The sequence below is a fragment of the Gillisella taibaishanensis genome (genome assembly GCF_001938985.1).
In the GTDB taxonomy this organism is placed as follows: domain Bacteria; phylum Pseudomonadota; class Alphaproteobacteria; order Rhizobiales; family Rhizobiaceae; genus Allorhizobium; species Allorhizobium taibaishanense.
Genome location: NZ_MKIN01000018.1, coordinates 59,602 through 73,619, shown reverse-complemented (window position 1 = coordinate 73,619; position 14,018 = coordinate 59,602). Strand labels below are relative to the sequence as shown.

Genomic DNA, 14,018 nt, shown 5'->3' with positions numbered 1-14,018 from the left:
GCGTGTCAATTGCTCTTTGCCAAAGCCGTGAAACCGGCTGCCTTGAAGACTTCTGATGCTTTTGGCGCCTGCAGATAAGCAAGGAAGGCCTTTGCCTGAGGGTTGGCAGAAGATTTCAGCACGGCCGCCGGGTAAACGATCGGCGGATGCGACGTTTCAGGAAAGCGGTCGAGGATACGGACGCCCGGATCGATCTTGGCGTCCGTCTCGTAGACGATGCCAAGTGCCGCTTCCTGGCGCGACACCAGGGCCAGCGCGGCACGAACATTGTCCGCCTGCGCGACCCTCTCCTTGACGCTATCCCAGATGCCAAGCTTTTCCAGCGCTGCCTTGCCGTAAACACCAGCCGGAACGGCCGCGACATTGCCCATGGCAAGCCGTTCCTTGCCGAGCAATCCTGCCAGATCGAAGTTTGGAGCAATGCTGATCTTGAGCGTCGAGGCGGCGGGCGCCACCAGCACGATGCGATTGCCAAGCAAATCGACACGGCTGCCCGGTGCCAATTCGCCTGCCTTGTCGAGATGATCCATCCAGGCAAGATCCGCGGAGATGAAGAGATCGGCAGGTGCACCCTCGTCGATCTGCTTGGCAAGCGCCGAAGACGCGGCAAAGGAGAGCTTGACCTCCTGACCAGTCTCCTTTTTCCAGCTATCGGCCAAGGTACTCAAGGTTTCCTTGAGGCTCGCGGCGGCAAAGACAGTGAGGCTATCTCCAGCCATCGAGGCTTGCGGCTGGGCGACAAAAACACCCACCAGCACGGCGACCAGTAACTGCGCCTTGCCGCCCGCCTTAACGGCCCGCGCCACTTTACCCCGTATCCGCCCAAACCAAGCCTGCATCATGCCTCTCCATGCCTATCGATATATATCATCGGATATATCGATAGGCATGGAGAGGTGCAAGCCGGATCTGCAGGAGGGCACGAAGCCCGCCTCTGCAAATCTGGAGCTTATACTTTGCTTGCTTCGATCAGCGGCTATTGAGCGATTCCAGCAGGCTGGCGCTGATGCCGCCTGAGGAGGAACCGCCGCCAAGGATTGTCAGGGCCGCATTGGCGGAGGAACCATTATCGTTCTGAAGATCGTACATGGCGGTAAACCGCTGCAGGAATTTCTTTTCCTTGTTCGGGTCCTTCAGATCGTTCAGATCCATCTTCTTCTCGATCACCTTCTTCTGCTGATCGATATCCATGTTGCTCATGTCTGACGGCAGGCTGTAGGCGGTGCGGAACACTTCCAGCAGAGCGGAGTCCGCGAGGATGTCGTAAGCAGAAGTGATGGTCGGCGCCTGGCGCTGCCAGTAAAGCGCCAGGCGCACGCCCTGGTCGCTCTGGCCCTGCTCGGTTTCCAGGGACTGGTGCAGGTAGAGATTTTCCGTGCTCTGGACTTCGCCGCGGTTCTGCACGCCCTTGGCATAATTCTTGTCGAGCTTGCCGCTGGTGTCGAAATTGAAGGAGGCGACGAATTGCGCGTAGCGCTCGTCCGATTGGGCATTGGCAAAGCTTTTGGGGTCGGTGAGATCGGACGAGAACAGCTGCTTGAGCATGTCATCGGTGACCTTGGTCGCATCGAGCCCATTTGCGGTCAGCGCGAAATCCACCAGCTTGCGGTCCTTCAGAAGGTCGGTGACCGAGGTGACCTTGACGATATTGTCCTGGTAATATTTGGCATCGGTCTGGGCCGCAGTCTTGGCATCGGTCTGCGCCTTGCCGCTAAGGAACCGGGTCTTCTGAACGATATAATCCTTGGCAGTTTCGGTAATCGTGCGCTCCGACTGCGCGAGCAGCGGCACGTCGGGTGTGCCATCGGACTTGAAGTTGAAGGCCGAGGCAAGGCTAATCAGCCGCTTGTCATTGGTCTTGTTGGCATAGCTCTTCGGATCGGTCATGTCGCTGGTGAGAACCTTCTTGAGGTTCGCCTTGGAAAACTCGTCCTCGCCGATGCCATAGGCCTTCATCAGCATGTCATAGACACGGCTGTTGTTGAGCAGATCGTCAACCTTGGTGAAGGACTTCATCTGGGTGGTGTAATAGGTCGTCAAACTGTCGAGACTGGCCTGGTCGGCATCGTCGTAATTGGTGTTGTAGCCCGTTGTGGTCTGGGAGAGCTGGGCGGCGCTCTGGGCATCGCCGGCGGTGGTGTTGCCGCTGGTGTCGAAGTTGAACATGGCGGCGATCTTGGCGTAATCACCCTTCACCTTGCCCTGGGTATTGGCATAGCTGGTAGGGTCCGAGAGATCGCTGGTAACGATGTTCTCGAAGGTCGACTTCAGCATGTTCTTGTCCATGCCGAGCGCCGTCTTGACGTAATCGAACAACCGCGAATCGCCTGTAATGTCGGAGACCTTGGTGACGGCGGCGATTTTTGTCCGGTAATTGGTTGTTTCTCGCTCGGCTCGAAAGGCGGTTTCCGTGCTGGGAACCTCCTCCAGGTAGAGATCTTCCATCGCCGTCTTCTGGTCGGCGGTCTGCGCGGTTGCGTTCTTCAGTGAGCCATCAGTGTCGAAGCTGAAGGCGTTGGCGATTTTCAGATAGTCCGATTTGTTGGTCGTCAGCGTATTGGCATAGCTGGTGGGATCGGAGAGATCGCTGGTCAGGATCTTCTTCAGATGGTCGGTTGAATAGTATTTGGTGTCCAGACCATAGGAATTCAGCACGAACTTCGTCAGGCGGCTATTCTTCAGGAGATCGTCGACGTTTTTGACGCCGTCGATAGCTGTGTCGTAATACTGAACCTCGGCCTTGGCATCGTCTCCTTCGGTAACAAGCGACTGCTTGTAGAGCCCAATGACGTCATCTTCCTGCTTCTCGGTCTGCATATCAGCCGTTTCGGAGGAAAAGTTGAAGGAGCGGGCGAAATTACGGTAGCGGTCGTCGGCTAGCTTGTTGGCATAGCTGTTTTCGTCATTGAGGTCGCTTTCCAGCACCTTTTTCATGAAGGCCTTGGCATAGGTCATGTCCTCAAGACCATGCGCCTTCATCGCATAGGTATAGAGCCGGTCGTCCTTCATGAAGTCGTCGACGGTTTTGACCTTGCCGATATTGTCCTGATAATATTTTAGCTCGCGCGCAACTTCAGGCTCCTGAGCGACCCGTTTCAGGCTCGTCTTCATATCGCGATTGACGAGATCATAGCCAATGTAAGTAGAAACCATGGCAGTGCATTCCTCGATAAGCTCCGAAAGCACTGCCTGCCACGTCCTGCAAGCACCGCTTTCAATCACCGCATGATCCTGCCCCTGGCCACCCCTGGCCTGTTGCATCATACGGATGTCGGGTAACCCATCATGGTCTACCTGCCTTGCTCCTGGCTTTTGCCGCAAAACAGAATGGCCCTTGAGTTTGAAGCGGGACAGATAACCGCCGCCGCCAAGAGGACCCACCGCAATACACATTCGCGGCGTCTATACACGTTTTGATCAATTCGCCCCAATAAAGGTCGCGGAAACGCATCGATCACGCATAGCATTATCTCCCTAACATAGTAGGATACACTTAACTAATCCTTCACAATTTTAAAAAAGCGGTTCACGAAAATGAAACCGTTAGCGCTTGCAATTCGATAACCATCTGGAACGTCAGGATTTTCTTAACCGCGATTTTTAAGCGCTCCGGAACACACGAAGGCTATCTTTGGCCTCAGAGGACGAAAAGTCCCAAAAAAGAAGAGTACGGCAACGAACGGCTCTCAGGTAAAACAAGGGTAGTAAGATGACGAACACGGTTATGAAGCCCGTCTGGGCCGGCGCGACCTTCCGATTGGAGCCATCGCGATTCCCGCAGCATGTAACCTATGCGATGCGTGATGCCTCCGGCCAGAGCGCGTCAGGCAATGTCTCCATTACGCTCGACGAACGCGGCGCCGTGTTGCGCAAGATCCTGCCGTCCAGCGGGCTGCCGATGTCTTTTGCCTTACCGGCCCGGGCCTTCAAGGGGATAGCTGCCCGCGCCATCGACCATGGCAATGGCGAAGTGACCGTGACGCTGGAACTGCATCACACCGATCCCGAGCTTTGCATTCCGCTGCTCGTCGCTCATGACCTTTGCGACATCGCCGCCGACTGGCGCAGCTGGGCCGAAACCTTCCGTATTCCCATGCTGATGGTCGAGGCCGATGGCGTTGCCCGTCCTCTGGAAGAGCATTTGGGCGAACTCCGAGCCGCTCCGACGCGCAGCCGCCGCCGTCATTCCTATTTTGCAGACCGCCGCCCACGCTTCCTCGTGCGCCGCACGACAGGCAATCTCGGCGTCTCCATGAAGATTTCGGGCAAGGAAATCATCGCCCGCCGTTAAAATCTTCGGACGCGCCAAGCGTCAAAATCTTACCATGGCTCGCCCAAACCGGCGGGCCATGTGTCGTTTCTGGGCAAGCGCCCTGCCCGACGCCGCCGGCCTCAGGCCGCTTTAGCCCGCTCGACTTCCACCGTCACATGCGACAGGGCAGCAATATGGGACAGTTTTTCGCGGTACCAGGCGCTTGGTTGCGGATTGGATGCGACCAGCGAGACGATAGCGCCGTGGTGGCCGGGTCCCAATTGCCAGACATGCAGGTCGGAAATATCAGCCCCTTCGGCCTCGATCGTCCGGCGGATCTCCCCGGAAAGATCTTGCGTTTCGGGGACATGATCAAGCAGGACCATGGCGCTATCGCGCATCAGCCCGAAAGCCCAGCTGCCAATCACCAGCGCGCCGGCGACGCCGATCAACGGATCGAGCCAGAGCCAACCAAACACACTGCCGAGCAACAGAGCCCCGATGGCCATGACCGAGGTCAGGGCATCCGCAAGCACATGGATATAGGCAGCACGCAGGTTGCGGTCGCCACCATGGTGGCTGGAGGCATGGTCGTGATGATCATGATGATGGCCGTGCCCGTGATGATGATCTTCCTGCAACAGTAGCGCGCAGACCAGATTGACGACGAGACCGATGGCGGCGATCACGATGGCCTCGAAAAAGTCGATCGGCACCGGATCGACGATACGCCATAGGCTTTCCCAGGCGATGATCACTGCGACAAACCCAAGAAAAATAGCGCTGGAGAAGGCGGCGAGATCGCCAAATTTGCCGGTGCCGAAGGTGAATTGGGGGTTGCCGGCATGGCGGCGGGCAAGACTGTAAGCCAGCGCCGAGACCAGAATGGCGCCGGCATGGGTGGCCATGTGCCAGCCGTCGGCCGTCAGCGCCATGGAACCGAACAAATGGCCGGCGGTAATTTCCACCACCATCATGACCGTGGTGACGGCGATGACCGCCCAGGTGCGACGCTCGTTGCGCTGGTGGTCGCGGCCGAGAAAGACGTGATCATGCCGGCTGGCGAGGCGATCGGCGTGGTCATGGTTGTGGTTATGGTTATGGCTATGACCGTGCTCATGATCATGGTCGTGATGATCATGAGTGTGCGGATGGGGATGCGAGTGGTGGCCCTCGTCGTGCCCGCTTTCCCCGTGCCCGACTTTCCCGTGCCCGCTTTCGCCATGGGTGTGCGATGTCATTTGAGATAGCTCCTGATCACCTCGATGAGATCTTCAGCGCCCTTGTTGCGGTCGGAAGAATCCAGTCCCTCGGCAACGACATGCTCGCGGATATGCTCCTCGATCAATTCTGCCATCAGCCCGGTCAGCGCGCCGCGCACCGAGGCCGTCAGGTTCATGATGTCTTCGCAGGGCTTCTCGGCGAGAAGGGCGGTTTCGATGGCCTCCATCTGCCCTTTCATCCGCCTGATGCGGGCGAGCAGCTTGGCCTGGTGTTTGATTGTATGGCTCATGCCATAGGGGGGTACCCTATATGGCATTAGAATACAAGATCTCTCTTATATGAGAGCTATGCGATCACGCGAATGGGATGGCGCAGACGAGGCCGAGGAACAGGATCAATCCGACCTTGCCATTCAGTTTGAACAGCGCGTGGCACTGGAGGGGATTGTTGATATCCAACACTTTGATCTGGTAGCCGAGAAGGACAAGCGCGGCGATCAGGCCGAGATAGGCCGGGAAACCGGCGCCGGCGAGGAGGAAAGAGACAAACAGCAGCAGGCCCATGGCGACATAGAAGCCCGACAGCCAAATCTTGGTATCGTCGGCAAACAGCCGTGCGGTGGAGCGCACGCCGACCAGGGCGTCGTCCTCCCTGTCCTGATGGGCATAGATCGTGTCATAGCCGATGGTCCAGACGATGGCAGCGCCGTACATCAGCACGGCGGCCAGCGACAGCGAGCCGGTGAGCGCGGCCCAGCCCATCAAGCCGCCCCAGGAAAAGGCAAGGCCAAGGAAGAACTGCGGCCAGTCGGTAAAGCGCTTGGCAAAGGGATAGACGGCGACGATGACCAGCGAGGACAAGCCCAGCAGGATGGAAAAGCCGTTGAAGCAGAACAGCACCACGGCGCCGACCAGGGCTTGGCCAAGAATGAAGAGCTTCGCCTGGCGTCGCGTCACCCGGCCCGATGGCAGCGGCCGCGAGCGCGTGCGGGCGACTGAACCGTCGATTTCTTCGTCGACAAGATCGTTATAGGTGCAGCCCGCGCCGCGCATGGCGACCGAGCCGATGAAGAACAGGATGAGATGTGCAACAAAGGTCCAGACCGGCAGGGCATTCTCGCCTGCGAGGTAATTGGCCGCCAGCGCCGACGACCAGAGGCAGGGCCACATCAGCAATTCCCAGCCGATCGGCCGGTCCCAGCGGGCCAGCTGCGCATAGGGCCAGACAGGCCGCGGCAGATGCCGGTAGACCCAGTTATCGGGGGTCGCGTCGTGGACGCGGGCGGTGGTGTCACTGGCGGTGCTCATGGCATGATCTATAGAGCATTTCCAGGGAAAGGGGAAAGCGGTTTCCCCTCTGAAAATGCGCAGGAACATAAGCGTGTGTCGGCGCGCGACACACCTCCCCCACAGTACACGACGCAGAGGATTTGCGGATTTAGGTAGCAACTGCCACCAGCTTTGAATTCCAGGCTTCGGGGCGCATGTCAGGCAATCAGCCGCTTGAACTACCGAGCGTCCAATGCCTCAGCCGATCGACGCCATTCCATCGATCCTGATTTCAACCGAGCTTCCGTCTGGAATGTCGCTTTTTTCAAGACCGACCAAGAGAAAACCCTCGACCTCGTGGACTGCTGGTGTTCGACGGAGAAGCCAATCCTTATAGGCGACCGTCTCCGTAGTCGATCCGTCAGGCCTGCGCACAATCGCCGTAAGCTTTCTGCTCACAGGCAAATCCGAGATACCCGCCACCAGAACCATCGTTCCCGGACGACTTTCAACAGAAAATACGTCTTTGATTTCACGCAAATCCGTCATTCCTTCGCTCCGGCCCAACTCGGAAGGTCGCTCCAGCTCGCTCGCGAACTCGGCTGCCAGTACAAAACAGCATGGGTGCTGCTCATTAACATGCGCGAGGCCATCTTGACGCGGCGTTTCCGGATGATGCTCGAAGGCGAGATCCACACCGACGGCGAGTATGCGGGCGGCCACATCAAAACAGCACTTTTTCCAACGGCGCTCTGGACGCCTCCTTCCCCTTCAATGCCTCTTCGCGGCCGGCGATATAGTCGCGATTGTTTGGCACGCTCATCCGCTTCTTGGTGATCTGCAGCTGGAAGATGAAAAAATCCTCATGGGTGAAGGCCATTTCCGAGCCGGCGAGATAAAACTCCCACATGCGCACGAAGGCCTCGTCATAGAGTTTCGCAGCCTCCTCTTTGCGCGCCATGAAACGCTCGCGCCAATGGCGCAGCGTATGGCCGTAATGCATCGGCAGGATCTCGCAATCGGCAACGAGCAGACCCGACTTCTCGACATCTGGCAGCACCTCGGCCAGAGACGGAATATAGCCACCGGGAAAAATGTATTTCTCGAAGAAGGGATTGTTGTAGAGCGCCGGATAGGGCTGGCCGATCGAATGCAGGATCATCACCCCGTCATCGTCCATCAACTCGTGCACCTTGCGAAAGAAGCGCCGGTAATTGGCGACGCCGACATGCTCGAACATGCCGACCGAGACGATCCGGTCGAAGGGCCCTCCGAAGGATTGCGCCTTCATCGTGCGGTAATCCTGAAGGTCGAAACGGACCCGGTCGGTCAGGCCTCGCTTGGCGGCCCGGTCGCGCGAGACCTTCAACTGCTCTTCGCTCAGCGTGATGCCGCTGACATCGACGCCGCAGGTTTCCGCCAGATAGATCGCCATGCCACCCCAGCCGGAGCCGATTTCCAGCACGCGCTGGCGCGGTTCCGGCATCAGCTTGGCGGCGATGTGACGCTTCTTGGCAAGCTGCGCCTCCTCCAGCGAAATGCCTGGCGGATTGAAATAGGCGCAGGAATATTGCCAGTCCTCGTCGAGAAACAGATCGAACAGCTTGGCGCTGAGGTCATAGTGATGCGCAACATTGCGTCTGTTATGGTTGACGGGCAGCAGTCCACGCGCTCGCGCTGCGGCGATGCGCAGCAACCCGCGCCAGATCATCGGGAACGTCAGGTCTGCCACCAGCGTGTTGGTTTTGACCAGCGCCAGGAGATCGTAGATATCGCCTTTTTCGAAGGCCATGCGGCCCTGCATATAGACTTCGCCCAGCTTCAGCTGCGCATCGCGGTAGATTTCCTCTTCCGCCCGCTCGTCGAAGAAATGGATGGTGATCGGCGTACCAGACCCGTCGCCGAAGCGCTGGACCTGTCCATCTGCCCCGATAACATCAAGGGTGCCTTTTCGGATGATCTTCGCCAACATGCCACGAAGAGATGAAGCCATTGACACCTCCAGAGAAGAAAGAGATTGCCCATTCACCGAATGGCTAACCCTATCGTCTCTGATGGCGCTGACAAGTGTGCTTTTGTCACATAATTTTCAAAAATCGATGGAACATTCTGCAAAATCAAACGGCCATGCACCGGAAAGCGCATGGCCATTTGCTATCTCTACTTTGGGTTTTATTTCTACTTCTTGCGCATTGCCTCGGCCAGCGCGGCACCCAACCCGCCAAGCGCAGGCTTTTCCTCGCGTCCAGCAGATTTAGGATTGGCATGGCGCATGACCGCAGGCCCTCGGTTGTCGCGGGCCGAAGGCGGCGGCGCTTCGCCACCATCCTTGCGCATGGTCAGCGCAATGCGTTTGCGCTTCACATCCACCTCGACCACGCGGACCTTGACCACATCGCCGGCCTTGACCACTTCATGCGGGTCTTTGACGAACCGGTCGGCCAGTTGCGACACATGCACCAGCCCGTCCTGATGGACGCCGATATCGACGAAGGCGCCGAAGGCCGCGACATTGGTGACCGTGCCTTCCAGCAGCATCCCCGGCTTCAGGTCGGTGATCTCATCGACGCCATCGGCGAAGGTCGCGGTCTTGAAGCTCGGGCGCGGATCGCGGCCCGGCTTTTCCATTTCCGCCAGAATGTCCTTGACCGTCGGCAGGCCGAATTGCTCGTCGACAAACTGGCGCGGATCGAGGCCCTTCAGCAGACTGCTGTCGCCCATGATGGTGCGCAGGTCGCGGCCGCAGGCGGCAACGATCTTCTTGGCCACGCCATAGGCTTCAGGATGCACGGCGGATGCGTCGAGCGGCTCCTTGCCATCGGGAATGCGTAGGAAGCCGGCGCATTGCTCAAAAGTGCGCGCACCGAGCCTCGGCACCTTCATCAGGTCCTTGCGGGTGGAAAACGGCCCGGTCTGATCGCGATGGGCAACGATGGCCTCCGCAATCGAGCCGCCAAGGCCGGACACCCGGGCAAGCAGCGGCGCAGACGCCGTATTGAGATCGACACCGACAGCATTCACGGCGTCTTCGACCACGCCGTCCAGCGAGCGACCAAGCTTGCCCTGGTCGACATCGTGCTGGTACTGGCCGACGCCGATCGACTTCGGATCGATCTTGACGAGTTCGGCCAGCGGGTCCTGCAGGCGCCGGGCAATCGAGACGGCACCGCGCAGTGACACATCAAGATTGGGAAATTCCTTGGCAGCCAGCTCAGAGGCCGAATAGACCGAAGCACCGGCCTCCGACACGATCACCTTGGTCGGCTTCTGGCCTCCCCCGTTTTGCGAGGATGCTGGTAGGTTCGCCAGCATGTCAGCCACCAGCTTTTCGGTCTCGCGGCTGCCGGTACCATTGCCGATGGCAATGAGATCGACACCATGCTTGCGGATCAGGCTGGCCAGTTCCGCCTGAGTGCCGCGGATATCGTTTTTCGGCGGGAAAGGATAGACGGTCGTAGTCTCCAGCACCTTGCCGGTACCATCGACGACAGCCACTTTGACGCCGGTGCGGATGCCCGGATCAAGCCCCATGGTCGGGCGTGAGCCGGCCGGTGCGGCGAGCAGTAGGTCCTTGAGATTGCGGGCAAAGACATGGATCGCCTCTTCCTCGGCGCGTTCGCGAAGCTCGCGCATCAGGTCGAGCGATAGCGACATCGACAGCTTCACCCGCCAGGTCCAGCCAGCAACCTCCATCAGCCACTTGTCGGCCGGGCCTTTGTTGCTGATGCCGAAAGCCAGCGCCATCGTCTGCTGGGCCGGCTTGACCGGCGAGACATCGTCCCGGTCAGCCTCTATGGTCAGCGTCAGCACTTCCTCGTTCCAGCCGCGCAGCATGGCCAGCGCCCGGTGGCCCGGCACCGTCGCCCAACGCTCGGAATGATCGAAATAATCGGCGAATTTTTCGCCTGTCGCCTGCTTGCCGTCGACCACCTTCGAATAGAGGATCGCCTTATCCTTCAGATAGTTGCGCAGGCTCTTCAGGAGATCGGCATTTTCCGCCATGGTCTCGGCGACGATGTCGCGCGCGCCTTCGAGAGCGGCCTTCACATCGGCAACCTCACCCTTCACATAAGCCTCCGCCAACTTGGCCGGATCGACCGTTCGGTCGGCCCAGATCGCCTCGGCCAAAGGTCCCAGCCCCTTTTCGCGGGCGATTTCAGCGCGGGTGCGGCGCTTCGGCTTATAGGGCAGATAGAGATCTTCCAGCTCGGCCTTGGTCGTGGCGCGGGCGATCTTCAAGGCAAGATCGTCGCTCATCTTATCCTGGGAGACAATGCTGTCGACGATGGCTTTGCGCCGCGCACCGAGCTCGCGCAGATAGGTCAGCCGTTCGGCCAGGTTGCGCAATTGCGTATCGTCGAGGCCGCCGGTGACTTCCTTGCGGTAACGGGCGATGAAGGGAACGGTAGCGCCGCCATCCAAGAGATCCACGGCGGAAACGACCTGGTCCGGCCTGGCATTGATCTCGCCCGCGATGATTGCGGCGATGGATTTGATGTCGTCGGCCATGGGTCTTCCTTCTGAAATTTGCCGCGCGACTGTAGTCGGCCAATCGGGCAAGACAACAGCCAAGCACCGGGTTCCACAGGAAAGCAAGCCGCAATCTAGGGTCTGTCAGGTTCAGATTGAACCTGACAGACCCTAGATTCTTCTGTTTTCGTTTGTCTTTTCGGGAAAACCGGATTCCACTTTTCCCTGACAAACTCTAGCCTTGCCGGTTAACCATCGAACCGGGAAATCAGCCCTCTGACAGGGTTAACCATTTATGAGCATTCTCTTTTGACCGGCCCCGTCTATAGTTCGAAACGAGACGGGGCTTATCGGGGACGACTGTTAATATGGACCAGAAGCAAGGCGGCAAAGGCCAGTATATCGAAAGCCTGGACGGATTGCGCGGCTTTGCCGCCTTTGCGGTGGTCATTTCACATATGCCGCTGCTCACAGGCATCAGCATGCCCGCCCTTCTGGTCGGCGATCCCTCGGTGGCGCTGTTCTTTTCGCTGAGCGGCTTCCTGATGGCGCATCTTTATGGCGGCAAAGCCTTCACCCGCGCTGCCGTTGCCGATTATCTCGTGCATCGCTTCGTGCGGATCTATCCGGTCTATCTGGTGGCTGTGCTGCTGGTGATCGCGCTCTCGCACCTGCCGGCACTCGGCTATATCCAACCAGTGCTGGGTGCCGTCGAGATCGTCAGGCATCTCGTCATGCTGGGCTCGACCGGCGTGTTCTGGTCGGTGCCGCCGGAAATCCAGTTTTACCTTTTCTTCCTGATCCTCTGGCTGTGTGTCGAACATCCGGCCCGTCGAAAGGGCCTGATTGGCCTGCTGGTCCTCGCTTTCGCAGTCGCCTTTTATTTCGGCTTTCCCGGCCCCGGCATCGTGCTGCTGTCGAAAATCCCCTATTTCCTGTTTGGTGCGCTGGCAGGCAGGCTGTTTGCGACAGGCATTCTACGGCCCGCAAATGCCCTCACGGGTCTTGCGGTGCTCGCCCTTCTCGCGCTGTTCTTTGTCGGCAAAGACCTCTTTCTGAGCGCGTCCGCCACTGCGGTTCAGGTGGACACGTTCTGGGGTGTGTCGACGGCGCTCGTTGCCACCGTCATCGTCTATCTCGCCGCCTGCGAAGCGCCCGTGTCCAGGGCTGTGCTCGCCGCCTCACCGCTCAGGTTTCTCGGCCGCATCAGTTTCTCGCTCTATCTCTTCCACATGCCCGTGAGCTTCCTGACGCTCACCCTGATCCGCGCGGGCTTCGGCACCGCCCTCCCCGGCTGGCTCTCCGCCCTCCTGATGATCGTGGCAAGCCTGATTGCGGCAACGCTGAGCTACCACCTGATCGAAAAGCCGTCGCGCCGGTGGCTTATCGGCGCTTGGAAAGCCCGCCATCCCCAAGCAAAGCTCGTTCAACCGCTTTCCTCTTGACCTTTGCATCCACCTACCCTAACCGCCGGGCAGGTTTTCTGGAGAGGCGCGCGATGAATATTCTGCTGATCGGTTCGGGTGGACGCGAACATGCCCTGGCGTGGAAGCTGGCACAATCGCCGCTGATCGGCGCCTTCTACGCCGCGCCCGGCAATCCCGGCATCGGTGAACATGCCGAGCTGGTCAGCCTCGATATCGACGATCACCAAGCAGTCGTAGGTTTCTGCAAGGACAAGGCGGTCGATTTCGTCGTGGTCGGGCCGGAAGCACCCTTGGTTGCAGGCCTTGCCGATGCGCTGCGCGCCGCTGGCCTTGCGGTCTTCGGCCCTTCTGCGGCCGCTGCCCAGCTGGAGGGTTCCAAGGGCTTCACCAAGGATATCTGCGCCCGCTTCAACATTCCGACCGGCGCCTATCAGCGCTTCAACAATGCACCGAAGGCCAAGGCCTATATTCGCGAGCAGGGCGCACCGATCGTCATCAAGGCCGATGGGCTGGCCGCTGGCAAAGGCGTGACCGTGGCGATGACGCTGGATGAGGCGCTTTCTGCTGTCGACGATTGTTTCGAAGGCGCCTTCGGCGCTGCCGGTGCCGAAGTGGTGGTCGAGGCCTTCCTCGATGGCGAGGAAGCGAGCTTCTTCTGCCTCTGCGACGGCAAAACGCTTTTGCCGCTCGCCACCGCCCAGGACCACAAGCGGGTCGGCGATGGCGATACCGGCCCGAACACCGGCGGTATGGGCGCCTATTCGCCCGCCCCCGTGATGACGCCCGATCTGGTCGAGCGGACGCTGAGCGAGATCATAGAGCCGACCATGCGCGGCATGGCAGAGCTCGGCATGCCCTTTTCCGGCGTGTTCTTCGCCGGCCTGATGATCACGGAGAAGGGCCCGGAACTGATCGAATACAATGTCCGCTTCGGCGATCCCGAATGCCAGGTGCTGATGATGCGGCTGAAAAGCGATCTGCTGCCGCTGCTGCATGCCTGCGCCACCGGCACGCTCGATCAGGTCAAGGCGGAATGGCACGACGATCCGGCCCTGACGGTGGTTCTCGCTTCCAAGGGCTATCCCGGCAGCTATGAGAAGAACACGCCGATATCAGCCCTGCCCGCCGCAACCAGTGAAGCCAAGGTCTTTCATGCCGGCACGGCCCTCAAGGATGGGCAGCTGGTTGCGACCGGCGGGCGCGTGCTGAACGTTACCGCCCGCGGCACGACCGTAGCCGAAGCGCAGAAGGCCGCTTATGCTCTGGCAGGCCAGGTCGACTGGAGCAACGGCTTTTGCCGCAGCGATATCGGCTGGCGGGCGATTGCCCGGGAAACCGGCTCTCAATCCTGATCCAAATCCTGACCCAAAACGGGTA

11 protein-coding genes are annotated in these 14,018 nt (G+C 59.3%); 3 read left to right on the top strand and 8 right to left on the bottom strand.

Annotated elements, in window-relative coordinates:
* Positions 1–5: 5 nt before the first annotated feature.
* A complete protein-coding gene (gene modA / locus BJF91_RS02630; RefSeq protein WP_234801525.1) occupies positions 6–842 on the bottom strand; it encodes a molybdate ABC transporter substrate-binding protein in 837 nt (278 codons plus the stop codon).
* Between the two features lie 127 nt (positions 843–969).
* Positions 970–3,153: a DUF1217 domain-containing protein gene (locus BJF91_RS02625; RefSeq protein ID WP_075613083.1), complete on the bottom strand. Its 2,184-nt coding sequence runs from the start codon at positions 3,151–3,153 to the stop codon at positions 970–972.
* 556 nt (positions 3,154–3,709) lie between these two features.
* Between BJF91_RS02625 and BJF91_RS02620 the strand changes: the two genes are divergently transcribed.
* Positions 3,710–4,291: a DUF6101 family protein gene (locus BJF91_RS02620; RefSeq protein ID WP_075612932.1), complete on the top strand. Its 582-nt coding sequence runs from the start codon at positions 3,710–3,712 to the stop codon at positions 4,289–4,291.
* Between the two features lie 101 nt (positions 4,292–4,392).
* On the opposite strand, the gene dmeF is transcribed toward BJF91_RS02620, so the two are convergent.
* The 6 genes from dmeF to BJF91_RS02590 all read right to left on the bottom strand — a co-directional run bounded on the left by dmeF (position 4,393) and on the right by BJF91_RS02590 (position 11,253).
* Entirely contained in the window at positions 4,393–5,493 is a 1,101-nt protein-coding gene (dmeF, locus tag BJF91_RS02615) for a CDF family Co(II)/Ni(II) efflux transporter DmeF (protein ID WP_075612931.1), read from the bottom strand.
* Positions 5,490–5,765, bottom strand: a complete 276-nt coding sequence (locus tag BJF91_RS02610; RefSeq protein WP_075612930.1) for a metal/formaldehyde-sensitive transcriptional repressor — start codon at positions 5,763–5,765, stop codon at positions 5,490–5,492. The genes dmeF and BJF91_RS02610 overlap by 4 nt, the downstream gene beginning before the upstream one ends.
* 64 nt (positions 5,766–5,829) lie before the next feature.
* A complete protein-coding gene (gene ubiA / locus BJF91_RS02605; protein WP_075612929.1) occupies positions 5,830–6,783 on the bottom strand; it encodes a 4-hydroxybenzoate octaprenyltransferase in 954 nt (317 codons plus the stop codon).
* A 219-nt stretch (positions 6,784–7,002) separates the two neighbouring features.
* Positions 7,003–7,467 carry a hypothetical protein gene (locus BJF91_RS02600; RefSeq protein ID WP_075612928.1) on the bottom strand — a complete coding sequence of 155 codons (465 nt, stop codon included), beginning with the start codon at positions 7,465–7,467 and terminating at the stop codon, positions 7,003–7,005.
* A 1-nt stretch (position 7,468) separates the two neighbouring features.
* On the bottom strand, positions 7,469–8,737 hold the full coding sequence (locus BJF91_RS02595; RefSeq protein WP_075612927.1) for an SAM-dependent methyltransferase: 1,269 nt from the start codon (positions 8,735–8,737) through the stop codon (positions 7,469–7,471).
* A gap of 185 nt (positions 8,738–8,922) precedes the next feature.
* Positions 8,923–11,253, bottom strand: a complete 2,331-nt coding sequence (locus BJF91_RS02590; protein ID WP_075612926.1) for a Tex family protein — start codon at positions 11,251–11,253, stop codon at positions 8,923–8,925.
* 329 nt (positions 11,254–11,582) lie between these two features.
* Here BJF91_RS02590 and BJF91_RS02585 point away from each other — a divergent pair, with 329 nt between their 5' ends.
* Entirely contained in the window at positions 11,583–12,659 is a 1,077-nt protein-coding gene (locus BJF91_RS02585; protein ID WP_075612925.1) for an acyltransferase family protein, read from the top strand.
* Positions 12,660–12,712: 53 nt separating this feature from the next.
* Positions 12,713–13,993 carry a phosphoribosylamine--glycine ligase gene (gene purD / locus BJF91_RS02580; protein ID WP_075612924.1) on the top strand — a complete coding sequence of 427 codons (1,281 nt, stop codon included), beginning with the start codon at positions 12,713–12,715 and terminating at the stop codon, positions 13,991–13,993.
* Positions 13,994–14,018: the final 25 nt, after the last annotated feature.

Coding starts and splice junctions, on each gene's coding strand:
- BJF91_RS02625 (WP_075613083.1), bottom strand. CDS start 3,153: ATGGTTTCTACTTACATTGGCTATGATCTCGTCAATCGCGATATGAAG.
- BJF91_RS02585 (WP_075612925.1), top strand. CDS start 11,583: ATGGACCAGAAGCAAGGCGGCAAAGGCCAGTATATCGAAAGCCTGGAC.
- ubiA (WP_075612929.1), bottom strand. CDS start 6,783: ATGAGCACCGCCAGTGACACCACCGCCCGCGTCCACGACGCGACCCCC.
- BJF91_RS02595 (WP_075612927.1), bottom strand. CDS start 8,737: ATGGCTTCATCTCTTCGTGGCATGTTGGCGAAGATCATCCGAAAAGGC.
- BJF91_RS02610 (WP_075612930.1), bottom strand. CDS start 5,765: ATGAGCCATACAATCAAACACCAGGCCAAGCTGCTCGCCCGCATCAGG.
- modA (WP_234801525.1), bottom strand. CDS start 842: ATGATGCAGGCTTGGTTTGGGCGGATACGGGGTAAAGTGGCGCGGGCC.
- dmeF (WP_075612931.1), bottom strand. CDS start 5,493: ATGACATCGCACACCCATGGCGAAAGCGGGCACGGGAAAGTCGGGCAC.
- BJF91_RS02620 (WP_075612932.1), top strand. CDS start 3,710: ATGACGAACACGGTTATGAAGCCCGTCTGGGCCGGCGCGACCTTCCGA.
- purD (WP_075612924.1), top strand. CDS start 12,713: ATGAATATTCTGCTGATCGGTTCGGGTGGACGCGAACATGCCCTGGCG.
- BJF91_RS02590 (WP_075612926.1), bottom strand. CDS start 11,253: ATGGCCGACGACATCAAATCCATCGCCGCAATCATCGCGGGCGAGATC.